We start from the raw sequence: 21,228 nt of genomic DNA, 5'->3' as shown, positions 1-21,228 counted from the left end.
GAGGGCTGGGGATCATCTATGAAGAAAAGAGCCGCTATCGGATCGAATCGACCTGTCTTCGACGCGAGCTCAACTTCCTCACGAAGCTGCCTGACAGCGGACCCATGCAGGAAGAAATTGTTCGTACATTGGAGTGGTGCGAAAGCGACCAGATTTACCTTTCCGACGCGAGCTTTCGGGACCGCGAAGAACAGGGCCAGATTGATACATTGCGCTATTTGAAAGTGCCGGACTGGCTCGTGCAATTTGCAATGTGGGTCATTCGCAGGCGGCGTTCGCGTCTACCCGCACCATGAGTGCCTGAGCCTCCGCGAGGAACGAAGCGACGAAGCGATCCAGACTGTATCTGCGACAATCTGGATTGCTTCGCTGCGCTCGCAATGACGAGCTTGTTGAGCCGGGCCGTGTCACACTCTCGGTGTCATACCCCGCGACCCGGCTACGCCAAGGCTTCGCCGGGGCTGAGGTCCAGGGCCGCCGAAGCTTTAGCGTAGGCGGCAAGCGGGGTATCCAGTACGCTGCGGCCCCTCGGCTCTAGCCGAGCCGTCTCTGGAATACTGGGTCGCCCGGTCAAGCCGGGCGATGACAGAGTGCCCCCTCTAGAAATTCACCCGGTTCGAAATCGCGCCATCCACGACGAGATTGGAGCCGGTGGTGAAGCCCGACACCGGGCTCGCCAGAAACACCGCCGCGCTTGCGATCTCCTGCGGCGTTGCCATGCGGCCCGTCGGATTGCGCTTCATCGCGTCATTGTAGCGCTCCGGCATGTTCTGCTCGATCATGTTCCAGACGCCGCCCTTGAAATAGACCGTGCCCGGCGACACCACGTTGACGCGGATCTTCTTCTTGGCGTATTGCCGCGCCAATCCCTTGGCCATGTGGATCAGCGCCGCCTTGATCGGGCCGTAGGAGCTGGCGAGATCGGCCTGCGCCGCCGAAATCGAGGAGATGATGACGAAGGCGGCGTCGCCGCTCTTTTCGCCGCTGGCCTCGAGGAATGGCCGCGCGGCGTCGAACGCATGCACGGCGCCGAGCACGTCGAGCCGGAAGTTCTGCTCCCAGGACGCCGCATCATGGCCCTGCGCCATCGCGCCGGCATTGGCGAACAGCAGGTCGACACCGCCAAGCTCCTTTGCAGCAGTCTCGATCCAGGATTTCAGCGCCGCGCCGTCGGTGACGTCGACCGGTCCGCCGCTGGCGCGGATCCCGCTTGCCTTGAGTTCAGTGACGGTCGCCGCAACCTGATCCGCGTTGCGCGCGCACACCGCGACATTGGCGCCTTCGCCGGCCAGCGTCGTTGCAATCGCCCGCCCGATGCCGCGTGTGCCGCCGAGGACGATGGCGTTTTTGTTTTTGAGACCGAGATCCATTGTTTGGTTTTCCTTTTTGTTGGTAGCCGGGAGTGTAGCCGTTTCAAACGAGACGCAGAAGCCTCCACGCCGTCATTGCGAGGAGCGAAGCGACGAAGCAATCCAGACTGTCTCCATGGAAAGACTCTGGATTGCTTCGCTGCGCTCGCAATGACGGCTGTGGAATCAGCGCCCCCTCACTCCGGTGCCGCTCCCACCGGCGGGCCGCCGGGCGGGCGGTGCAGGAAGGTCAGCGAGGCGTAGGCGCCGGCCCAGGAGCCGATCGCCGCGAAAGCGACATAGAACGGGTTTTCGGTGTAGCTGATCACGGCGTAGGAGGAGAGCAGGTACCAGACCGCGCTCCAGTTCGCCGCCGGCACGCGCTTGCGCGCGATCACGGCCGAGGTGAACATGACATAGACTGCGTCGGTGGCCGCCGTTGCGATGAACACGGCGCCTGCGGTGAGGGGATCTACGGCGGCCATTGCATTCCTTTCTGCGATCATGACATGGTCGCGAAAACTACAGCATGATCCGAAAAATGCGCAGCGGATTTCCGAAAGGATCATGCTCAAATCTGAAAGGGAGAGAAGCGGTCATGCAAAGCCCCGCCGATATTCTCAAGGATCTCTGGACCTCCATCGGCGGCGACAAGGCCGCGCTCGAACGCGTGCGGCTGACCGGCGAGGAGCCGCAAATTCCGTCCTCGTTTCGCGTCGCCGTCGCCGGACAGACGACGATCGCCGCCGCCGGTCTTGCCGCGGCCGAAATCTGGAGACTGCGCAGCGGTGAGACGCAGGACGTCTCCGTCGACATGCGTCACGCCGTCGCCGAATGCCGTTCGGAGCGCTATTTGCGCCTCGACGACAAGCCGCCGCCGCCGGCCTGGGACGCCATCGCCGGCGTCTACAAAACCGGCGACAACCGCTTCGTCCGCTGCCACACCAATTTCCCGCATCATCGCGACGCCGTCTGCAAGGTCCTCGGCTGCGAGCCCGAGCGCGACAAGGTTCAGGCCGCGTTGATGCAATGGAAGGGCGAGGATTTTGAAACTGCGGCCTATGCCGCGGGCGGCGTCGTCGCCCTGATGCGCTCCTACGACGAATGGTCCGCGCTGCCACAGGCGCGCGCGCTCGCCGAACTGCCGCTGGTCTCGATCGAGAAGATCGGCGAGGCCCCGCCCAAGCCATGGCCGCAGGGATTGTCGAACGGCGATCGTCCGCTGTCCGGCCTGCGCGTGCTCGATCTTTCGCGCGTCATCGCAGGCCCCGTTGCCGGCCGCACGCTCGCCGCGCACGGCGCGGATGTGCTGCTCGTCTCGGGGCCGGAGTTGCCGGCAATTCCCTGGCTCACCATCGACACCGGCCGCGGCAAGCTCACCACGTTGGTCGAGCTGAAGAGCGAGGCGGGCAGGGCGCAGCTGCGCGAGCTGGTGAAGGGCGCCGACATCTTCTCGCAAGGCTATCGCCCGCGCGCGCTCGCCGCTCTCGGGTTTGCGCCGGAGGATGCAGCGAGCATCAATCCCGGCATCGTCTATGTCACGCTCTCGGCCTATGGCCATGCCGGCCCCTGGGCGGAGCGGCGCGGTTTCGATTCACTGGTGCAGACCACGACGGGCTTCAACCACGCCGAGGGGCAGGCCGCCGGCATCGACGGTCCCAAGGAATTGCCGGCGCAGATGCTCGATCATGCCACCGGCTATCTGATGGCGTTCGGCGCGATGATGGCCAAGGCACGCCAGGCCCGCGAGGGCGGGAGCTGGCACGTGCGCGTATCGCTGGCGCAGACCGGACGCTGGCTGTGGAATCTCGGCCGGCTCGATGGCGGCCTGGACACCCCGGATCTTACGGGCGAGGCCGTACATGCTGCATTCATCGAGCCCATGCCATCTGGCTTCGGCACGTTGAAGGCGGTGCGCCATTCCGCGCTGCTGTCGACCACGCCGGCGCGATGGAGCCGCCCGGCGATGCCGCTCGGCAGTCATCCGCCACAGTGGCCGGCTCGAAACTGACGTGAAGCTGACGCGATGCAATATTTTAACGCAAACGGAAAGGTGGCTGGCGTTTTTTAGGTTGTTTGAAATCCCAATTCAGCACTATTAGCGCGACCGATAAGGCAGGCGTCTGCCGAGATCGTCGCAGACTTGACCGGGCCCCATGGTAGTTGAAAATACCAAGCGATTGCAGGTGTTTACAAAACAACGGATGATCACATCCGTAGTTTTACTGGCACTCGCCTGCGCCGGTGCCTATGGCTTCATGCGCGTGGGGGCCAAGGAGAAGAGCCACTCCGAGATCTCCAGCCAGTCGCGCAGGAATGCGCAGAATTTCACGCCGACGCCGTCCGAATGGGCGACGCTGACGATCGAGCCGGTCAAGGCCAAGACCTTCCGGGCCGAATATGTCACCGAGGGCAAGGTCGCGGTCGATGAGGATCGCTCGACGCCGGTGTTCTCGCCCTATGCGGGCCGGGTGACCAAGCTGCTCGCCAAGCCGGGCGAGATGCTGAAGCAAGGCCAACCGCTGTTCACAATCGAGGCCGCCGACACCGTGCAGGCCCAGAACGATTTCATCGCGGCGATGACCGCGCAGAACAAGGCGAAGTCTGCGATCGATCTTGCCGACATCCAGTTCAGGCGCGCCAAGGACCTCTATGAGGGCCGCGCCATCCCGCTGAAGGACTATCAGCAGGCCGAAACGACCCAGGTCCAGGCGCAGAACGACGTGCGCTCCTCGGGGACGGCGCTGGAGGCCGCGCGCAACAAGCTGCGCATCCTCGGCTTCACCGACGAGACCATCAAGGCATTCCAGGACAAGGGCGTCATCGATCGGGAGATCACGATCTACTCGCCGATCTCCGGCACCGTCGTGCAGCGCAAGATCGGTCCGGGCCAGTACGTCAATTCCGGCGCCAGCGACCCGGTGTTCGTGATCGGCGACCTCTCCACGGTCTGGCTCACCGCCTTCGTGCGCGAGAGCGATGCGGCCGCGGTGTGCATCGGGCAGGACATCAGCGTCAACGTGATGGCGCTGCCGGGCCACCCCCTGACCGCCAAGATCAACTACGTCGCCGCCGCAATCGATCCCAACACGCGCCGCCTGCTGGTTCGCGCCACCATCGACAACAAGGACGGCCTGCTCAAGCCGGAAATGTTCGCCAACGTCACGATCTATTCGGCCGGCGACCGTGCCGCGCCGGCGGTGCCGAAGCAGGCGCTGATCTACGAGGCCGACAAGGTCCGCATCTGGGTCGCGCGCGAGGACAAGTCGGTCGAGCTGCGCCAGATCAAGACCGGCCTCATCAATGGCAATTTCGTCGAGGTCACCAGCAATCTGAAGCCAGGCGAGCAGGTCGTCACCAAGGGCAGCCTGTTCATCGACCGCGCGGCGTCCGGTAGCTGATTGACGACCCAAGAAAATTGAAGACCTGAATGGATCGTCTCGTCGCCCTTGCCGTCAACCGGCGCTTCCTGATGGTCGGGATGTTCTTCGCCGTGCTGATCGGCGGCCTGATCGCGTTCAACCAGCTCAACATCGAGGCCTATCCCGATCCGACGCCGCCGATGGTCGACATCGTGACGCAGAGCCCGGGCCTGTCGGCGGAAGAGATCGAGCGCTACATCACGATTCCAATCGAGACCCAGGTCGCGGGTCTGAAGAACCTCACGACGATCCGCACCATCTCGCTCTACGGCCTCTCCGACATCAAACTGCAGTTCTCCTTCGCCTACACCTATGACGAGGCGCAGCAGCAGGTCTTGAACCGCCTGGCGCAGCTCGCGCCGCTGCCGGGCAATGTGCAGCCGCAGATCTCGCCGCTCAGCCCGATCGGCGAAATCTTCCGCTACCGCCTCGTCGGTCCGCCGAACTACAGCGTGCTCGATCTCAAGACCATCCAGGACTGGATCCTGCAGCGCCGCTTCCGCGCCGTGCCCGGCGTCATCGACGTCACCGGCTGGGGCGGCAAGAGCAAGACCTACGAGCTCCAGGTCGATTTCAACAAGCTGGTCGCCAACGGCCTGACACTGCCGCAATTGCTCCAGGCGGTCAGCAACTCCAACGTCAATGTCGGCGGCAACACCGTCAATATCGGCCAGCAATCGGCCGTGGTACGCGGCGTCGGCCTGATCCGTTCCATCGACGACCTCGCCAACACCATGGTCTCGCAGACCAACGGCAATCCGGTGCTGGTCAAGGACGTCGCCACCGTTACTGTCGGTCAAAAGCCCCGTCTCGGCATTGCCGGCATCGACGATTCCGACGACATCGTGCAGGGCATCGTCCTGATGCGCCGCGGTGAGCAAAGCTCGCCAACCATCAAGCGCGTCCACCAGCTCGTTCAAACCATCAACAACTCCAGCATCCTGCCGCCCGGCGTGCGCATCGAGCGCATCTACGATCGCGGGGACCTGATCGAACTCACCACCCACACCGTGTTGCACAACATGGTGGTCGGCATCCTGCTCATCGTGCTGTTGCAGTGGATGTTCCTCGGCGATCTCCGCAGCGCGCTGATCGTCGGCGCCACGATTCCGTTCGCGCTGTTCTTCGCCGTGATCATCCTGGTGCTACGCGGGGAATCCGCGAATCTGCTGTCGGTCGGCGCCATCGATTTCGGCCTCATCGTCGACGCCACCGTCATCATGGTGGAAGCGATCTTCCGCCGCCTGACGCAGACGACGCCGGTGTCGGAATCCGAGCAGATGTCGCCCGAGACGCTGTTCGGCATGAAGAGTCACGCCATCCTCAGCGCCGCCGCCGACGTGTCGCGCTCGATCTTCTTTGCCGCTGCGATCATCATCGCGGCCTTCATACCGCTGTTCACGCTGTCCGGCGTCGAGGGCAACATCTTCGGACCCATGGCGCGCACCTATGCCTATGCGCTCGCCGGCGGACTGCTCGCGACCTTCACGGTGACCCCGGCGCTGTCCGCGATCATCCTGCCCGCGCATGTCGAGGAGACCGAGACGAGGGTCATGCGGATCCTGCATCGGATCTACATGCCGGTGCTGAATTGGGCCGTCGCCAACCGCGGTATCATGCTCGGCGGCGCGGTCGGTCTGGTGCTGATGACGGTGGCGCTCAGCCGCCTGCTCGGACTGGAATTCCTGCCCAAGCTCGAAGAGGGCAATCTCTGGATCCGCGCCACGCTGCCGCCGACCATCTCGCTCCAGGAAGGCAACACCTACGTCAACGAGATGCGCAAGCTGATCCGTGCCCGGCCCGAGGTAGAATCCGTGGTGTCGCAGCATGGCCGCCCCGATGACGGCACCGACGCGGCCGGCTTCTTCAACGCCGAGTTCTTCGCCCCCCTCAAGCCCGCGAGCCAATGGCCGGGAACGCACGACAAGGAAGAGTTGACCGCGCAGCTGTTGAAGCAGCTCGACGACCGCTTCCCCGGCGTCGAATTCAACTTCTCGCAATATCTCCAGGACAACGTCTCCGAAGCGGTCTCGGGCGTGAAGGGCGAGAACTCCATCAAGCTGTTCGGCAGCGATCTCCAGGCGCTCACCGACACCGCCAACAAGATCAAGTCGGTGCTGGCGACGGTGCAGGGCGTCACCGACCTTGCGGTGTTCACCTCGCTCGGGCAGCCGACCATTCAGATTGACATCGACCGTGCCAAGGCCGCGCGCTATGGGCTCGCGCCCGGCGACATCAACGCCACCATCAAGGTCGCGATCGGCGGCGATACCGCGGGCGATCTCTACGAGCCGGGCTCCGATCGTCACTTCCCGATCATCGTCCGCCTCGCGCCGGAATATCGCAGGAGCGCGGAGGCGATCCAGAATTTGCGCATCGGCGCGCCCGGCCCCAACGGCACCGTCACGCAGATCCCCCTGAGCGAGGTCGCCACCATCAGCCTCGTCTCCGGCGCCGCCTACATCTATCGCGAGCAGCAGGAACGCTATCTTCCGATCAAGTTCTCGGTGCGCGAGCGCGACCTCGGCAGCGCGATCCGCGAGGCGCAGCAGAAGATCGCCGAGCAGGTGCAGCTGCCGCCCGGCGCGCACATGGACTGGGTCGGCGAGTTCGGCAATCTCCAGGACGCGATTCGCCGGCTGTCGATCGTGGTGCCGATCTCGCTGACGCTGATCGGCGTGCTGCTCTGGTTCAATTTCGGCTCGATGACCGACACGCTGCTCGCCATGAGCGTGATCCCGATGGCGATCTTCGGCGGCGTGCTCGGCCTGTTGATCACCGGCACCGCCTTCAGCGTCTCCGCCGCGATCGGATTCATCGCGCTGTTCGGCATCGCCGTGATGGATGGCATCATCATCCTGTCGCAGTTCAATCAGCTGATCGAAGAAGGCATGGACCGCATGAGCGCGGTGATACGCACCGGCGAGTTGCAGCTCCGTCCGGTGCTGATGACCTGCGTCGTCGCCGGCGTCGGCCTGCTGCCGGCGGCGCTGTCGGAAGGCATCGGCTCGCAGGTGCAGAAGCCGCTCGCCGTCGTCGTCGTCACCGGCATGATGCTCGCGCCGGTCGTGATCCTGGTGACCTTGCCGGTCCTGATTTCCTTCTTCTCCCGCCGCGCGCGCTGATCGCGCGCGGCCGCCGCGCCTCAGAATCCGTAGAGCCGCGCGGGATTGTCGACCAGGATCTTCTTGCGCACCTCCGCATCCGGCGCCCACACCGGAAGCTGGTTGAGCAGCCGGCCGTCGTCGATCCGATAGAGCGGCGCTATGTCGGTGGGCTTGCGTCCCTCGACGCGGCTGGAATCCGGATGCGGCCAGTCGGTGCCCCAGACGATGCGGTCCGGGTTCGCCGCGATCAGCGCGCGGGCATAGGGCACCATGTCCTGATAGTCGGGCGCGAGCTTCGACGAGCGATAGGCCCCTGAGACCTTCACATAGGCCTTGCCGGATTTGACGAGCGCGATCAGGTCGGAAAATCCCGGCTGCTCCAGTCCGAGCGACGCCTCGAGGCCGCCGAAATGGTCGAATACGGCCGGCACGGGCGAAGCCAGCACGAGCTCCTTGATCGCCGAGATCATCGGCAGGGTGGTGTAGAGCTGCACGTGCCAGCCGCGAGCCTTCATGCGCTCGACGGCGGCCGAAAAACGCGCGCGGCCGACATTTCGGATCGCTGACGCCGCCGGTGGCGAGATTGATGCGACTGCCGCGAAAACCGTCCGCCTGCATCGCGTCGAGCTGGGCTTCCGTCGTCTCGTCATCGATCACGGCGACCCCGCGGGCTGTCGCGCCGCGCGCCTTCATGCCGAACAAGGTGGAGGAGTTGTCAGTGCCGTAGACACTCGGTGTCACGATCACCACGCGCTCGATATGCAGCGCCTTGTGCAGCGCCGCCATTTCCTCGGGGCTTGCCGGTTCCGGCGTATAAACGCGCCCCGCGAAGAACGGAAACTTTTCGACGTCACCGTGGATGTGAGTGTGGCAGTCGCAGGCATGGGCCGGAACGTCGAAATCGACCGGCGTCGCGGGTTGCGCCGCACGGGCGTGAGCTTTGTTGGTCATGGCTACTCCGGCGGCAAGGGAGGCAAGCAGGACGCTGCGTCGGTTGAGCATGGTTTCTCTCCCTGCTTCGTTATTTTTAAGGTGGGACCGGAACAATATCACATCAGCCGGGTAACCGCTCCGCTTCGCTGCATAGCTGCTCGACAAGATCCGCAAGCGGGCGTGAGCCGTCGATGCGCACGACCGGGCAGGGCAGGCCCGCGAGCCACGCCTCATCTTTTGCGAGACTGCGGCCCTCGCGTTCGCCGGCTTCGTAGCGCGAGGCCCAATCGACAAAAGACTCCGTCTCCTCATGACGCCAGCCGCCCTGTGCGACGGCATCAGCTCCGAAATGCGTAGCCTCGCGGCCACGCAGGCGCTGCAAGCGAAGCTCGCGCGGCGTCGTCACAAAGCCGACAAGGTCGAACAACGGGACGAGTTCGTCGCCCCAGCCGGTGACGGTTCCGCTCAGCACCCAATCGAGACGCGGCAGAAACATTTCGCCCATCAGGCGCAGACGATCTGCGGCAGGGCGCGTCGTCTGGTAGGGCGGGGCGGTCGGCAGCCAGAAATAATCGTCGGTGTCGTGATGCGGCAGCGCAAGCCGGTCGGCGAGCGCGCGACCGATCGTCGTCACGCCGGAGCCCGAAGCTCCCATCAGGTGGATGCGGCGGCTCTTCATCGGCATCAGGCCAGACGATTTGAAGCTACTGCCCCGACGGCGTGCGCAGTCCGTGCCAAGCGTCGCGGACCTGCTGGTAATGCACCTCGGGCAGATAGTCCGGCGTGTTGAGGCTAAGCGTCTTGACGTCGAGATGGCCGACTGCGCTGAGCAGCGTGTAGGAGGCGATCACGCGGTCGCGCAGTGCGCCGATCAGGCGGGCCTTGGCCTGGATCAGATCGGCCTGCGAGTTCAGCACGTCGACCGTCGTGCGCTGCCCGCCGGCGGCTTCGCGCTGCACGCCCTGGAGCGCGACGGTCGCCGCCTTCACCTCGGACTCCGAGGCCGAGACCGCGATCTTGGCGCCCTCGTTGGCGACCCAGGCGCTGGTCGCCGCCGTGCGCGCCTGGTTCCGCACCTGGTCGAGCACCAGCCGGCTCTGCGCCGTGACTTCCTTGGCCTGCCGGGTTTGCGAGGCGGCCGTGCCGCCGTCGTAGATCGGCGCGGTAACGTTGGCGACGATCGAGGCCTGGTCGGTGGCGAAGGTGCCGAGCGTCGGGTCGTTGTCGCGGCTCTTGCTGGCGCTGCCCTGGACGCTGGCGCTCGGCAGCAGCGCGCCCTCGGCGACGCGGATATTTGTCGAGGCGACATCGACGTCGAAGCCTGCCGCCATCACCGCCGGATGCTGGCGGATCGCCATCGTCATCGCGTCCTCGCGGCTCTTCGGCAGATAGCGATCGACCACGTCGGCCGGCTTCAGCTGCGATGGCGGATTGCCGATCACCTGCGCATAGGTCGCCTGGCTGACCGCGAGCGCGACCTCGGCGGCATTGAGATCGGAAAGGCCACGGTTGAGACGGGCTTCGGCCTGCGCGGTATCGGTCGGCGTGACGTCGCCCGCGTTGAGGCGGCGCTGGGTGACCGCGAGGGTCTCGCGGAGGAACGCCACGTTGGAGCGCTGCGCCTCGACCAGCGACTGGTTCGCCAGCACGTTGGTATAGGCGGTGACGGCGTCGAGCAGTACGCCTTGGCCGACATTGCGCAGCGCCTCGCGGCCAGACTGTACCTGCAACTCGGCGGCCCGCACGTTGTTGGCGGTGCGGAAGCCGTTGAACAGGGTCTGCGTCACCGTGACGCCGATGATCCACGGCTTCAGATCGGCGGTCTGGATGGTGTTGTTGGGCAAAAGGTTGCGAACCGATTGCAGGCCGGCGCTGAGGCTCGCCACGATCTGCGGTCGGTAGCCGGCGAGCGCCTGCGGCACGTTTTCGTCGGTGGCGCGCTGCCGCGAACGCTCGGCATTGAGCTGCGGATTGGTCTGATAGGCCTTTGCGAGCGCCTCGGGCAAAGCTTCAGCCCATGCAGCCGAGGGCAGGGCGCAACAGAGCGCCAGCGCGGTCCATGTCGCAAGCACGGGACCCACGCCCGATCGATGTCGCGTCATCACGCGACCAGCTCTGGCGGCACGCCCAATCATGTAATCCCGCTAAACCCCGGCTGTCCGCCCCCGCCGACGGTGGCCTCTTAACTGTTTAACCAGCCGGGGTCCCGCAGGCAAACTGCCGCGGGGGAAACCCCCATCTATTCCGTGCTTGTTGCAGGTGCGTCACAGGGCTTCCGCGGGAGAGCGGCGAAGCCTTACACCAGCCTGACCGCTCGCGGGTCTTACCGGTTCTTGTTCACCGGCTTGCGCTTCTCGATGAACGCCGCCATGCCCTCGGAGCGGTCCTCCAGCGCGAAGGTCGCGTGAAACAGGTTGCGCTCGACGCTCATGCCCTCGGCGAGCGTGGTCTCGAAGGCGCGGTTGACCGCTTCCTTGGCCATGGCGACGGCGGGCCGCGACATCGATGCGATCTTGTCGGCGGCGGCCAAGACTTCGTCCATGAGCTTGTCGGCGGGCACGATGCGGCTGACGAGGCCTGAGCGCTCCGCTTCCGCCGCATCCATCATGCGGCCGGTGAGGCAGAGGTCCATCGCCTTCGACTTGCCGATCGCGCGGGTCAGGCGCTGGGTGCCGCCGATGCCTGGAATGGTGCCGAGCGTGATTTCGGGCTGGCCGAATTTAGCGGTGTCGGCGGCGATGATGAAGTCGCACATCATGGCGAGCTCGCAACCGCCGCCGAGCGCATAGCCCGCGACCGCAGCGATGGTCGGCTTGCGGCAGCGCGCGACGCGGTCGCCGCCGATCGCGGCGAAATCCTCGGAGAACATGTCGATGAAGCCTTTCGGCTGCATCTCCTTGATGTCGGCGCCGGCGGCAAAGGCCTTCTCGCTGCCGGTCACGACGATGCAGCCGATGGCGTCATCGGCCTCGAGATCGTCGACGGCCGCGGCGATCTCGCGGAAGACGCCGAAGGAGAGCGCATTGAGCATTTTCGGCCGGTTCAGCTTGATGATGCCGACCGCGCCTTTGCTCTCGACGATGATGTGTTCGAACGTGCTCATGCTCCACCCACGCGTTTGATTGGGCGGGCAATGTGCCCGCTGGCGCGGTGGGCTTCAAGGGCCGAAAAGCTGTCGGAACGGGGCCGTCCGGAACGCGCGGCGAGACGCGCGTTCCGGGCGAGGTCCCTCAGGCCAAGATCACCCGAGAATCAGGCGAAGAACATGCGCGCGGCAGAGGCCAGCGTCAGCAGCGTGCCGACGCCGATGAAGATCTTGCCGATCAGCGAGCTCTGGTCCCAGGCCGAGCTGTGGCTGCTCGCCATCACCGGCGCCGGCCGCGCGTCGGTTGCGGCGATCACCGCCTTCTGTGCCGGCGGGTCCTGTTGCAGCGCGCGATCGATGTCGTTGAGCTGATCGGGCGCCACCACCTGAGCCTCGTCATTCGGCGCGGTGGTATTATCGGCTGCAGCCTGGACATTGTCATTGGCGCGGCCGGTCATCGCGGAGGCCGCGGCAGCCATCGGCGTATCGGCTGCGGCGATCTGCGCGTTGGCGTTGGCGACGGCCGGCGGCATCTGGCTCAAGGCTGGCACGTCGTTTTGGGCCTTCGTTGCGTCGTCCTTCTTGTCGGCCTTGTCGTCGGATTTCTGCGCCGTCTTGCCGCTGTCGCGGTGGCGCGATGCATGGCGCCGCTGCTTGCTCGGCTTGACTGCCTCGTCCTGGTTGCTCGCGCTGTCCGATTTGCTGCTTGTGGCTGAACTCGGTGCCGCCTGTGCAGCGGCTCCGACCAGCACGAAAAGGCCGGCAAGGAGAATCAGTGCGGCGCGCCCGCTGGCTTTCATCATGTTGACGATCTCCCCAATTCCCCTGTCCCGGGACCGAACAGAGCCCCTGGGGCGTGACCACAGCGGGGCAAAAAATGGGATTCTTCGGGCCACACTAGGCAAAAGCGGGGCAAACCGCCGCCGCGCAACCGGCCGCGGGATGCGGACGGGACCGATCGGTGTTATGAGCCGTCGCGGGTTTTTACGGTCGCTTCGCGTGGCGAGGCGCGGCGCAGATCACGAAGTCGTGATCTTGCTGGTGCCGGCGTAACAAACTGAAAGAGCTGCCGAATTGCATGGTGAGGGCGCGTGCGCGGACGTGAGGACGAGTGGACCGGCCTGATGCGGTCGGCCATGGCAGGCGATGATGCGGCGTATCATCGCCTGTTGAAGGCGGTCACGCCTGTGCTGCGCGCTGCCGCGAGGCGGGGTCTGGCGCGGGCCGGGCAGCCTCCCGACCAGGCCGAGGATATCGTGCAGGAGATTTTGTTGGCGGTCCATCTGAAGCGGCACACCTGGGACAGCGAAGCCCCCTTCGCCCCGTGGCTGTTTGCGATCGCGCGCAACAAGCTGATCGATGCGCTCCGGCGGCGGGGCAGGCGGGTCTTCGTCAACATCGACGATTTCGCCGAGACGCTGCCGGGCGAGACGCCGCAGGAGACGGCCTCGGCGGCCGAGGTCGCAACGCAGCTCGACACGCTGCCGCAGCGCCAGCGCGACGTGCTGCAGTCGATCGCCGTCGACAGCGCTTCGATCAAGGACACGGCGTCAAAGTTTTCGATGAGCGAAGGTGCGGTGCGGGTCGCGCTGCATCGCGGACTTGCGGCGCTGACTGCCAAACTGCGGGACCACTAGTCATGGATACCGATCAACTCATTCGTTCGCTCGCGGCCGACAACGCCCATCGCGCGCCGCGCGTCGGCGCCGTGCTGACGATGGCGCTGCTGGTGGCGGCACCGTTCTCGATCCTGATCTTCGCCAGCTTCCTTGGCGTGCGGCCCGACGTGATGACCGCCATGCACAATCCGTTCTTCGACACGAAGTTCGCGGTCACGCTGTCGCTTGCGATTCCCGCGATCATCGTCAGCCTGCATCTGTCGCGGCCCGAAGCCTTGATGCGCGGCTGGGGATGGCTGCTGCTGCTTCCCGTCGGCCTGCTTGCGGTTGCGATCGGCAGCGAGACCATGATGGCCCCGGCGATGCCGATGACGATGCGGCTGGTGGGCAAGAACTCCCGGGTGTGCATGCTCGCGATCCCGGCGATGTCGCTGCCGCTGCTTGCGGGCGCGCTGTTCGGCCTGCGCCACGGCGCGCCGTCGCATCCTGCACTCGCCGGCGCGCTCGCGGGCCTGCTGTCGGCCGGCCTTGCCGCAACGCTCTACGCCTCGCATTGCACCGACGACTCGCCGCTGTTCGTCGCGACCTGGTACACGATCGCGACGGCACTTGTGACCGCGATCGGCGCCTACGCAGGTTCGAAAGTTTTGCGCTACTAGTGCGCCGGCTTCACGCCGCCGGCGTCGTGCCCTGCTGCATGCGGTGGAAGCGCAGCACCTGCTGCGCGGTCGATGAGCGGAGGGCCTCGTAGGCATCGCGCAGCGTCAGCATGTCGGTCTTCGAGTCGCCTGAGAGCTTTTCGCGCATGGCGATGATCGCGCGGACGCTCGACCATTGCATGCCCGCGACCTTGGCGAGGATCATCACGCCCTCGTTGCGGCTCTCGATCATCATGTTCTCGGCGGTCTCGACCGCCACGCCCGCGAGCGCCGCGAGTCCTGCATTGGTCTCGTCGAACTTGCCCTGCTCGGCGAAGCTGGTGACCTGGAACTCGTTGAGACGACCGTCCTCGTGCAGCGATCTCACCAGTGCGCGCGCCATTTCGGTCTGCCTGGTCATGGCGGCGGCGCGGACCCGCTGGGTCGCTTCCTGGACCACGCTGGACACTTCGTCCGCGAGCTCCGGATGCGCGGCCTCGAGCTTCCTGCGCACGCTCAGGGACGCCTTGGCGACCAGCTTCAAGTAGTGATGGCGCGGCAGGTCGGGCCGCAGGCCGATGCAGGCGGCGAGGTCATCGTCGCGTTCGGCGCGCGTGACGAGGTCGCTGAGACTTCCCTCGGAGAGCTGCGCGCCCGGATTGCTGACGGTCGATTGCACGACGTCTTCGTTGCCGCGCGCCACCAGCACGTCGGTCAGCGCTGCCGACAGCACCCGCCGCAGCGAGATCGCCTTGAGATGTGCCTGGCTCCTGGTGCGCGCGATCTCGATCAGGGTCGCCTCGTCCAGCCGTTCCGATTTCGTGAGCACGGGTCCGGAGACCTCGATCACCTCGTCGAGCGCAAGCGTGCGGATGATCTTGGGCGGCGCGGCCGCGATCGGCGCGAGACGGTTGGCGAGCAGCGCTCTCGCCGAGGCCTCGATCTGCTCGATCAGGCACTGGAACACGTCGTCGAACACCCTGACGTGCTCGTCGGAATAATCCACCGCATTGTTGATGAACAGATCGGTGACGCGGCGCAGGGCCTCGACCCGGCGCGCGACGGTGCCGTGCGAGAGCGCGGCCTGCAATTCCTCAAGCAGGTTCTCGGATGGTTTTTCGGATTTCGATCTCATGGCCCTGTCCTGGAGCGTTCGGTCCGGCTGCGGCTTCTGCGCAGCCAGGAAAAAATGGATTAGTCAGCTCGTTGCAATACGATTGCGCCCTTGCGCCTTGGCGGAATAAAGCGCGCTGTCGGCGCGTGCGAGAAACGTGTCGGCAGTATCAACGTCGCGCAGCGTCACGACGCCCGCGGAAATCGTCACCCGCATGCCGGGCGAAAATGCGCTCCAGTCGAGATCGGCGACGATGCCGCGCAGCCGCTCGAGCATGCGCCCCGCCGCGCCGCCGTCGGTGCCCGGCAGCAGCAGCAGGAATTCCTCGCCGCCATAGCGGCCGAAAAAGTCGGCCGGGCGGATATTGGCAAAAATGGTGATGGCGAAGGTGCGCAGCACCTCGTCGCCGACGGGGTGGCCGTGGGCGTCGTTGATGCGCTTGAACCAGTCGAGGTCGATCAGCGCGATGGCGCAAGGTGCGGACGCCAGCTGCGACTTTTCGACCTCTGCATCGAGCAGCCGCATGATGCAGCGGCGATTGTAGGAGCCGGTCAGCTCGTCGAGCTCGGCGAGCTCCTCGATGCGCTGATAGGCGGCCTTCAGCTCGATGCTGCGCCGGTACAGGACCTTTCGCAGCGTGGCGCCGAACAGGCCGAGGAAGGCGCACTGGCCGATCACCAGGACGAAGCACAGCATCGAGGCGGTCCGCTGGAGCCTCGTGGCGACTGGCATGCCGATCGGCAGGTCGGAGGCGAGGAAGACGGCCGCGAGGCAGGTCGTCGCGATCGCCCAGGTGAACATCGCCTGCGCCGAGGTCATGCGCAGCGTGCCGAAGGCGAAGATCAGGAACAGCACGCTGATGAAGGCGATGCCGAGGGTCGGCACCGACACCAGGAAGATGAACTGCAGCGCCATGTGCGCCGAGATCTGGAAGACGGTGAGATAGTGGTCGCTGTGCCTGTCGCCGACGCCGGCTTCCGACATCACGACGAAGATGCCGATGATCATCAGGCCGCCGACCCAGAACAGCGACGGAACGTTCATCCGGACGACGCCGTCATGGGCATAGATCAGCAGCACGAAGGCGCCGAGCGAGTAGCTTGCGACCTGGCCGACATACATCTGCCGGCGTTGCCGGACCCGGCGCGCTCGCACCTCGGGCGCAGCCGCGTCGGGCATGAGAACGAGATCCGCGACCTGAGCGGCATTCCTCTCCGGTAAGGTCGTCGCGGCCGTGCTCATTGTCCCGCCAAGGGTGGATGTCAGCTCAAAAATCTACGCGGCAAGCCTTTAGGTTTGGTATCCTTCGCAATCGAATCCAAACGGTGCAGCGCGCAACAGGGTGACAGCGGCCGGCGGGGAAATTTGCCGGCGATTAGGCATCGTTGGCGACGGGGTCGAGCCAAAGCAGGGCTTGGTGAGACATACGTCGTGCAGGGCTGCTATGGTTCCATCACGTCGGGCCGTCCGCGCCGGACGGCATTGCGCAGGGAATGCATCATTACTATGTTACCGTTATCGAGCGAGCCGGCCAACCGCCACGGGTGGCAAAAGGAAAATTCGCGTATGTGGGGTAGATCACACAGACCCCCGTGTGACTGCGGTACGCTGAAGAATTTCGCCCCGCCCGTCGAACCGTCCGCCGCGCCGACCCGACCAACTTTGCGAGACGGGCATTGAGCGTGACACAGGCGGCTTCGGACGAGGTCCTGATCGCCAGGATCGCTCAAGGTGACCGGCTCGCCATGCAGGTGCTGTACGGGCGGCACCATGTCAGGGTCTACAGGTTCGGGCTGAGGCTCGTGCGGGATGAGCAGGCGGCGGAGGACCTCATCAGCGAGGTGTTTCTCGACGTCTGGCGTCAAGCCGGCAAGTTCGAGGGGCGATCCGCCGTCTCCACCTGGCTGCTGGCAATCACCCGATTCAAGGCCCTGTCTGCGCTCCGGCGCAGGAAGGACGTTGGGTTGGACGACGAAGCTGCCAACGCGATCGAGGATTCGTCTGACGATCCGGAAATCGCGGTGCAGAAGAAGGATACCAGTGAAGCGTTGCGCGAGTGTCTGACGGGCCTCTCGCCGGACCATCGGGAAATCGTCGATCTCGTCTACTACCACGAGAAATCCGTGGAAGAAGTGGCCGAAATCGTCGGTATTCCGGAGAACACTGTGAAGACGCGCTTGTTTTATGCGCGCAAGAAACTGGCCGAACTGCTGAAGGCAGCCGGCGTTGAGCGAGGCTGGCCATGATGGCATTGAGCAAGAAGATGCTGGAGCAAGAGCCCAGTGAAATTGAACTGCTGCTGCCCTGGCACGCCGCCGGCACGCTGAACGCGCGTGACGCTCGCCGCGTCGAGGAAGCGCTGGCGGGTGATCCGGCGCTTGCAAAGCAATATGCCGCGATCCGCGGCGAGTACGAAGAGACCATCCATCTGAACGAGAGCTTAGGGGCTCCGTCGGCGCGGGCGATGCAGAAGCTGTTCGCCGCGATCGACGCCGAGCCTGCGCGGCCGGTCGGTTCGCTGCCGCTCTCGGCGCGCATCGCGACCTTCTTCTCGAGCCTGTCGCCGCGTACGCTGGCCTGGTCGGCGAGCCTGGGTGCCATCGCGCTGCTGCTCCAGGCCGGCATCATCGGCGCCGTGCTGATGAAGACCCAGCCCGCGACCTTCGAGACCGCTTCGCTGTCGGTCGGCGCGCCGATCACGCGCGAGCTTGGAGCTGCACCTGCGCGCGCGCTGGTGCGCTTCACGCCCGAGGCGCGCGTCGCCGACATCACCGCGCTGCTCGACAGTTACCAGGCTTCAATTATCGGTGATGCCAAGGGCGGCATGTTCCGTCTCCAGTTCGACAAGGCGATGAGCCGGGACGAGCTCGCCTCGCTGCTCGGCAGGATGTCGCGCGAGAAGTTCGTCAACCTCGCCGTCGCGGCGCCGTAAGGCGCCGCTGCACCGATGACGCGCAAGTCCGAGAGTAAGTCGCGAGCCGGGGCCTACGTTTCATCGGTCGGAGCTGCACTCCTGCTCGCCGGCCTCGGCGTCGAGGTTGCGCAGGCGCAGGCGATCATGCGCACGCCGACGATCAGCGTCCCCACGCGCACCCCGACCATCTCTCCCAGCATCGCCGCGCGCGTCAGCCCCGGTGTTGGCGCGCGGGCTGTCGGCGTCGGCCCCGGCCCGCGTTCTATCCCTGCTATCCCGCGTACCACCACCACGGCGCGGATGCGACCGACCCCGGTGCTGCCCTATGCGCGCTATTCGCCGAACCTGTACCCCGCCTGCACGGCCCCCTATCGCGACGCCGACGGCGAATGCCTGGCGCAGCCGGGCGCAGGTGGCGATGGCACAGGCAAATCGGGCAAGAAGAGCGCCGGCAAGGGGCGGGGTAACAGCACGCCGGCCGCCGTCGACTTGCGTAGCTTCGCCAACGAATTCGTGGCCGAGATCGACGGCGCCCTGTCGGCGACCGAAGCCGACGAGCTTGCGCGCCGCCACGGCTTGACGCGTGTCTCATCCGAGAATTTCCCGCTGATCGGGGCGACGTTCGGCCTGTTCCGCATCACGGACGGCCGGCCTTCCGAGACGGTGCGGCGTGAGTTCGCCGCCGATGGCAGCGTGCGTTCGGTCCAGCCGAACTTCCGCTACGTGCTCCAGGATCAGAAATCGTCGGTGCCGACCGAGGGTGATCCCGCGCAATATGCGCTGGCCAGGCTTCGCCTGCCGCAGGCGCATACACTGGCACACGGTGCCAACGTGACGGTTGCCGTGATCGACTCCGGCATCGACGCCCAACATCCCGAGCTCGCCCATTCCATCGCCGACAACTTTGATGCGCTCGGCAGCGCCGAGGGCCCGCATGTCCATGGCACCGGCATTGCCGGCGCCATCGTGGCTCATGCCAGGCTGATGGGCAGCGCGCCCGAGGCGCGCATCATTGCCATCCGCGCCTTTGGCGGCACGACGGGCGGCGCCCAGAGCTCGTCCTACATCGTCTTGCGCTCGCTGAATTACGCCGCCGAGCACGGCGCGCAGATCATCAATATGAGCTTTGCCGGTCCGAAGGACGCCGTGATCGAGCGCGCCATCGCGGCGACCGCCGCCCGCGGGCTGGTGCTGATCGCGGCCGCCGGCAATGCCGGCGCGAAATCGCCGCCGCTTTATCCTGCCGCCAATCCCAACGTGATCGCGGTCAGCGCGACCGATCAGCAGGACAAGCTGTTCTCGGCGTCCAACCGCGGCAATTACATCGCGCTGGCGGCGCCCGGCGTCGACATCTTCCTGCCCGCGCCCGACGGCAAGTACCAGATGACCTCGGGGACCTCGTTCTCGGCCGCCTATGTCTCGGGCGTCGCCGCGCTGCTGCTCGAGCGCAATTACACGCTCAAGCCGGAGGCGCTGCGCATGACGCTGGCGAAGACCGCGCGCGACCTCGGTTCACCCGGCCGTGATGATCTCTTCGGCGACGGTGAGGCCGACGCGTTTGCCGCAGTCATGGCCGTTCCCGCCGACAGCGCGACGCCTGTCGCGGCTGCGTCCGGTACAACAAAACGTGAAGATGCCGAGAAGCGTCGCGACGAGCCTGGCATCCGCGCGATCGAACAACCCTCGCTGTCGAGCGCAGAGGATAAATCCACGATTTCTCAGGCGGATAGGCCGGCGACGCGATAGCGGCTGCGACAACTTTGCGCGCGGTGCGAAGGCCAAGAAATCGAACGCCGCATTGAACGTTCAGCCGGCTGCCACGACCAAATTATGTGGGAGCGGTCATCCCTCCCCATAAGTCATATCAGGCGCGAGCGCCCATCCACCCCAAGCGCCCATATGGCTCGACCCGTCCGGTTGTCCCCCCGGACGGGTCTTTTCTTTTCAGGGGCTGATTTCTTGAACCGCTCGGCGCGATCAGCTTCCGGTTGAGCGAACGTGGCGGCGCCCATTGTCGGCGCCCGGGAGTCGCCCCGCAGGCCGGTTATGCTTGTGCGAAGCTTGACTCGAAAACACAGCAATTCTCCGCACGACTACCGTTATTGACGACGACCGGCGTGTCGTTGCTGGACAAGTCAAAACTTTTCCACAAAATATTCATGTCACGTCTAAATTGATTCGTGTGCGTTGCGTCGCGTCCGTATTTTTCACCTGACGGGCTGGTTTATGACACATCGCCAAGAGGCTGTTCGCGACGTGGCGCGTGGCCGCGACATTGCGGCACGCTGGTGCACTCTCGCCGAGCAGCGGCTGGAACATCTCTCCGAAATGTTCGAGACCGGACGCTGGCGCCGCTACCACTCCGAGATCGCATTCCTCGAAAACATCCAGGAAGCCAAGCGCGCCGTTCAGACCTGGCGCGCGCTCGCGACCGGTGCCGACGTGGCTGCGGCGGCCGCGAGTGTCTCGCCCGTATTCGGCTGGTCGCCGGCGACCATGCCCCGCGTGTTTCCGCGCGAGCAACAGGCGCAGACCGTGCAGCCGAAGGCCGTCCACATCGCCGCGGAGACCGCCGTTCCGGTCAGGCTCGCGCCCAAGCCGGAGGTCCTTGCCGAAATCCCCGAAGCCCCGCTCGTGCCGCGAGCGACGCCGGCTGCGGCGGCATTGTTCACTGCGCCTGCCGCTGTCGCTCCGCTCAAGGCTCCCGCTGCGCGGGCGCCGGTCGCCGCGCCCGCTGTGAGGTCGCCGGTCGCCCCGCCTGCCGCAATGGCGGCGTTCACCGCACCTGCCGTGAAGGCGCCGCAGGCCACGCCTGCTGCAATGGCAACGCTCCTGCCGCAGTTCGCCCCGCCCGCCGCCGAAATCGTCGCCGCTCCCGAGCGCGTCGTCGAATTCACCTTCAGCCTCGACGGCCTGCAAGCGAAGTACCCGCTGCTGAGGAACGCGTTTTAAGGGCGAATGTTCAAGAGGACCACCGCGTCCTCCCGATCCCCGTCATCCTGAGGTGCGAGGCATGGGACGCTGCGCGTCCCATGGGGAGCCTCGAA

The 21,228-nt window shown here is 65.5% G+C and carries 18 protein-coding genes and 1 pseudogene; 10 read left to right on the top strand and 9 right to left on the bottom strand.

What is annotated here, in order from left to right; all coding sequences use genetic code 11:
* Positions 1-104: 104 nt before the first annotated feature.
* Positions 105-296: a hypothetical protein gene (locus OWC48_RS04665; RefSeq protein WP_282518881.1), complete on the top strand. Its 192-nt coding sequence runs from the start codon at positions 105-107 to the stop codon at positions 294-296.
* A gap of 303 nt (positions 297-599) precedes the next feature.
* On the opposite strand, the gene OWC48_RS04660 is transcribed toward OWC48_RS04665, so the two are convergent.
* Both OWC48_RS04660 and OWC48_RS04655 read right to left on the bottom strand, forming a co-directional pair.
* Entirely contained in the window at positions 600-1,370 is a 771-nt protein-coding gene (locus OWC48_RS04660) for an SDR family NAD(P)-dependent oxidoreductase (protein WP_282518880.1), read from the bottom strand.
* Between the two features lie 176 nt (positions 1,371-1,546).
* Positions 1,547-1,834, bottom strand: coding sequence for a hypothetical protein (locus tag OWC48_RS04655; protein WP_063984616.1), 288 nt, complete (start codon positions 1,832-1,834; stop codon positions 1,547-1,549).
* Between the two features lie 113 nt (positions 1,835-1,947).
* On the opposite strand from OWC48_RS04655, the gene OWC48_RS04650 reads away from it, so the two are divergent.
* The 3 genes from OWC48_RS04650 to OWC48_RS04640 all read left to right on the top strand — a co-directional run bounded on the left by OWC48_RS04650 (position 1,948) and on the right by OWC48_RS04640 (position 7,896).
* Positions 1,948-3,360 carry a CoA transferase gene (locus OWC48_RS04650; protein ID WP_282518879.1) on the top strand — a complete coding sequence of 471 codons (1,413 nt, stop codon included), beginning with the start codon at positions 1,948-1,950 and terminating at the stop codon, positions 3,358-3,360.
* A 145-nt stretch (positions 3,361-3,505) separates the two neighbouring features.
* Positions 3,506-4,750 carry an efflux RND transporter periplasmic adaptor subunit gene (locus OWC48_RS04645; protein ID WP_282518878.1) on the top strand — a complete coding sequence of 415 codons (1,245 nt, stop codon included), beginning with the start codon at positions 3,506-3,508 and terminating at the stop codon, positions 4,748-4,750.
* A 29-nt stretch (positions 4,751-4,779) separates the two neighbouring features.
* Positions 4,780-7,896 (top strand): efflux RND transporter permease subunit, encoded by a 3,117-nt coding sequence (locus OWC48_RS04640; RefSeq protein ID WP_282518877.1) that lies wholly within the window; start codon positions 4,780-4,782, stop codon positions 7,894-7,896.
* Between the two features lie 20 nt (positions 7,897-7,916).
* On the opposite strand, the pseudogene OWC48_RS04635 reads toward OWC48_RS04640, so the two are convergent.
* The 5 genes and pseudogenes from OWC48_RS04635 to OWC48_RS04615 all read right to left on the bottom strand — a co-directional run bounded on the left by OWC48_RS04635 (position 7,917) and on the right by OWC48_RS04615 (position 12,699).
* Positions 7,917-8,880 (bottom strand): annotated as a pseudogene (locus OWC48_RS04635) (amidohydrolase family protein).
* Between the two features lie 52 nt (positions 8,881-8,932).
* Positions 8,933-9,490, bottom strand: coding sequence for a hypothetical protein (locus OWC48_RS04630; RefSeq protein ID WP_282518974.1), 558 nt, complete (start codon positions 9,488-9,490; stop codon positions 8,933-8,935).
* Positions 9,491-9,515: 25 nt separating this feature from the next.
* Complete coding sequence (locus OWC48_RS04625) at positions 9,516-10,946, bottom strand: TolC family outer membrane protein (RefSeq protein WP_404979692.1); 1,431 nt, start codon at positions 10,944-10,946, stop codon at positions 9,516-9,518.
* A gap of 188 nt (positions 10,947-11,134) precedes the next feature.
* Positions 11,135-11,914, bottom strand: a complete 780-nt coding sequence (locus OWC48_RS04620) for an enoyl-CoA hydratase (protein WP_282518875.1) — start codon at positions 11,912-11,914, stop codon at positions 11,135-11,137.
* Positions 11,915-12,063: 149 nt separating this feature from the next.
* Positions 12,064-12,699, bottom strand: a complete 636-nt coding sequence (locus tag OWC48_RS04615) for a hypothetical protein (protein WP_282518874.1) — start codon at positions 12,697-12,699, stop codon at positions 12,064-12,066.
* Between the two features lie 288 nt (positions 12,700-12,987).
* Here OWC48_RS04615 and OWC48_RS04610 point away from each other — a divergent pair, with 288 nt between their 5' ends.
* Both OWC48_RS04610 and OWC48_RS04605 read left to right on the top strand, forming a co-directional pair.
* Complete coding sequence (locus OWC48_RS04610; protein ID WP_282518873.1) at positions 12,988-13,533, top strand: sigma-70 family RNA polymerase sigma factor; 546 nt, start codon at positions 12,988-12,990, stop codon at positions 13,531-13,533.
* A 2-nt stretch (positions 13,534-13,535) separates the two neighbouring features.
* On the top strand, positions 13,536-14,174 hold the full coding sequence (locus tag OWC48_RS04605) for an NrsF family protein (protein WP_014496784.1): 639 nt from the start codon (positions 13,536-13,538) through the stop codon (positions 14,172-14,174).
* Between the two features lie 10 nt (positions 14,175-14,184).
* Here OWC48_RS04605 and OWC48_RS04600 read toward each other — a convergent pair whose 3' ends face one another.
* Positions 14,185-15,288: a DUF2336 domain-containing protein gene (locus OWC48_RS04600; RefSeq protein WP_282518872.1), complete on the bottom strand. Its 1,104-nt coding sequence runs from the start codon at positions 15,286-15,288 to the stop codon at positions 14,185-14,187.
* Positions 15,289-15,351: 63 nt separating this feature from the next.
* Positions 15,352-16,509 carry a GGDEF domain-containing protein gene (locus OWC48_RS04595; protein WP_282518871.1) on the bottom strand — a complete coding sequence of 386 codons (1,158 nt, stop codon included), beginning with the start codon at positions 16,507-16,509 and terminating at the stop codon, positions 15,352-15,354.
* A gap of 434 nt (positions 16,510-16,943) precedes the next feature.
* On the opposite strand from OWC48_RS04595, the gene OWC48_RS04590 reads away from it, so the two are divergent.
* The 4 genes from OWC48_RS04590 (at position 16,944) to OWC48_RS04575 (ending at position 21,133) form a co-directional block, all read left to right on the top strand.
* The gene (locus OWC48_RS04590; RefSeq protein WP_008140099.1) at positions 16,944-17,513 is read left to right on the top strand and encodes a sigma-70 family RNA polymerase sigma factor; all 570 of its coding nucleotides are present in this window, start codon (positions 16,944-16,946) and stop codon (positions 17,511-17,513) included.
* Positions 17,510-18,199, top strand: a complete 690-nt coding sequence (locus tag OWC48_RS04585) for a hypothetical protein (RefSeq protein WP_282518870.1) — start codon at positions 17,510-17,512, stop codon at positions 18,197-18,199. The genes OWC48_RS04590 and OWC48_RS04585 overlap by 4 nt, the downstream gene beginning before the upstream one ends.
* Before the next feature lie 15 nt (positions 18,200-18,214).
* Positions 18,215-19,927, top strand: a complete 1,713-nt coding sequence (locus tag OWC48_RS04580) for a S8 family serine peptidase (RefSeq protein ID WP_282518869.1) — start codon at positions 18,215-18,217, stop codon at positions 19,925-19,927.
* Positions 19,928-20,407: 480 nt separating this feature from the next.
* A complete protein-coding gene (locus OWC48_RS04575) occupies positions 20,408-21,133 on the top strand; it encodes a TIGR03809 family protein (RefSeq protein WP_306664162.1) in 726 nt (241 codons plus the stop codon).
* The last annotated feature ends 95 nt before the right edge of the window (positions 21,134-21,228 follow it).

The sequence above is a fragment of the Bradyrhizobium sp. Arg816 genome (assembly GCF_029989365.1).
Taxonomy (GTDB): Bacteria; Pseudomonadota; Alphaproteobacteria; order Rhizobiales; family Xanthobacteraceae; genus Bradyrhizobium.
This window is presented reverse-complemented; position numbering and strand designations above follow the sequence as displayed.

Bases quoted from the DNA above. Each gene is read 5' to 3' on its own strand.
- OWC48_RS04665 (WP_282518881.1), top strand. From the start codon at position 105: ATGCAGGAAGAAATTGTTCGTACATTGGAGTGGTGCGAAAGCGACCAG.
- OWC48_RS04660 (WP_282518880.1), bottom strand. From the start codon at position 1,370: ATGGATCTCGGTCTCAAAAACAAAAACGCCATCGTCCTCGGCGGCACA.
- OWC48_RS04655 (WP_063984616.1), bottom strand. From the start codon at position 1,834: ATGGCCGCCGTAGATCCCCTCACCGCAGGCGCCGTGTTCATCGCAACG.
- OWC48_RS04650 (WP_282518879.1), top strand. From the start codon at position 1,948: ATGCAAAGCCCCGCCGATATTCTCAAGGATCTCTGGACCTCCATCGGC.
- OWC48_RS04645 (WP_282518878.1), top strand. From the start codon at position 3,506: ATGGTAGTTGAAAATACCAAGCGATTGCAGGTGTTTACAAAACAACGG.
- OWC48_RS04640 (WP_282518877.1), top strand. From the start codon at position 4,780: ATGGATCGTCTCGTCGCCCTTGCCGTCAACCGGCGCTTCCTGATGGTC.
- OWC48_RS04630 (WP_282518974.1), bottom strand. From the start codon at position 9,490: ATGAAGAGCCGCCGCATCCACCTGATGGGAGCTTCGGGCTCCGGCGTG.
- OWC48_RS04625 (WP_404979692.1), bottom strand. From the start codon at position 10,946: ATGATTGGGCGTGCCGCCAGAGCTGGTCGCGTGATGACGCGACATCGA.
- OWC48_RS04620 (WP_282518875.1), bottom strand. From the start codon at position 11,914: ATGAGCACGTTCGAACACATCATCGTCGAGAGCAAAGGCGCGGTCGGC.
- OWC48_RS04615 (WP_282518874.1), bottom strand. From the start codon at position 12,699: ATGATGAAAGCCAGCGGGCGCGCCGCACTGATTCTCCTTGCCGGCCTT.
- OWC48_RS04605 (WP_014496784.1), top strand. From the start codon at position 13,536: ATGGATACCGATCAACTCATTCGTTCGCTCGCGGCCGACAACGCCCAT.
- OWC48_RS04600 (WP_282518872.1), bottom strand. From the start codon at position 15,288: ATGAGATCGAAATCCGAAAAACCATCCGAGAACCTGCTTGAGGAATTG.
- OWC48_RS04595 (WP_282518871.1), bottom strand. From the start codon at position 16,509: ATGAGCACGGCCGCGACGACCTTACCGGAGAGGAATGCCGCTCAGGTC.
- OWC48_RS04585 (WP_282518870.1), top strand. From the start codon at position 17,510: ATGATGGCATTGAGCAAGAAGATGCTGGAGCAAGAGCCCAGTGAAATT.
- OWC48_RS04580 (WP_282518869.1), top strand. From the start codon at position 18,215: ATGACGCGCAAGTCCGAGAGTAAGTCGCGAGCCGGGGCCTACGTTTCA.
- OWC48_RS04575 (WP_306664162.1), top strand. From the start codon at position 20,408: ATGACACATCGCCAAGAGGCTGTTCGCGACGTGGCGCGTGGCCGCGAC.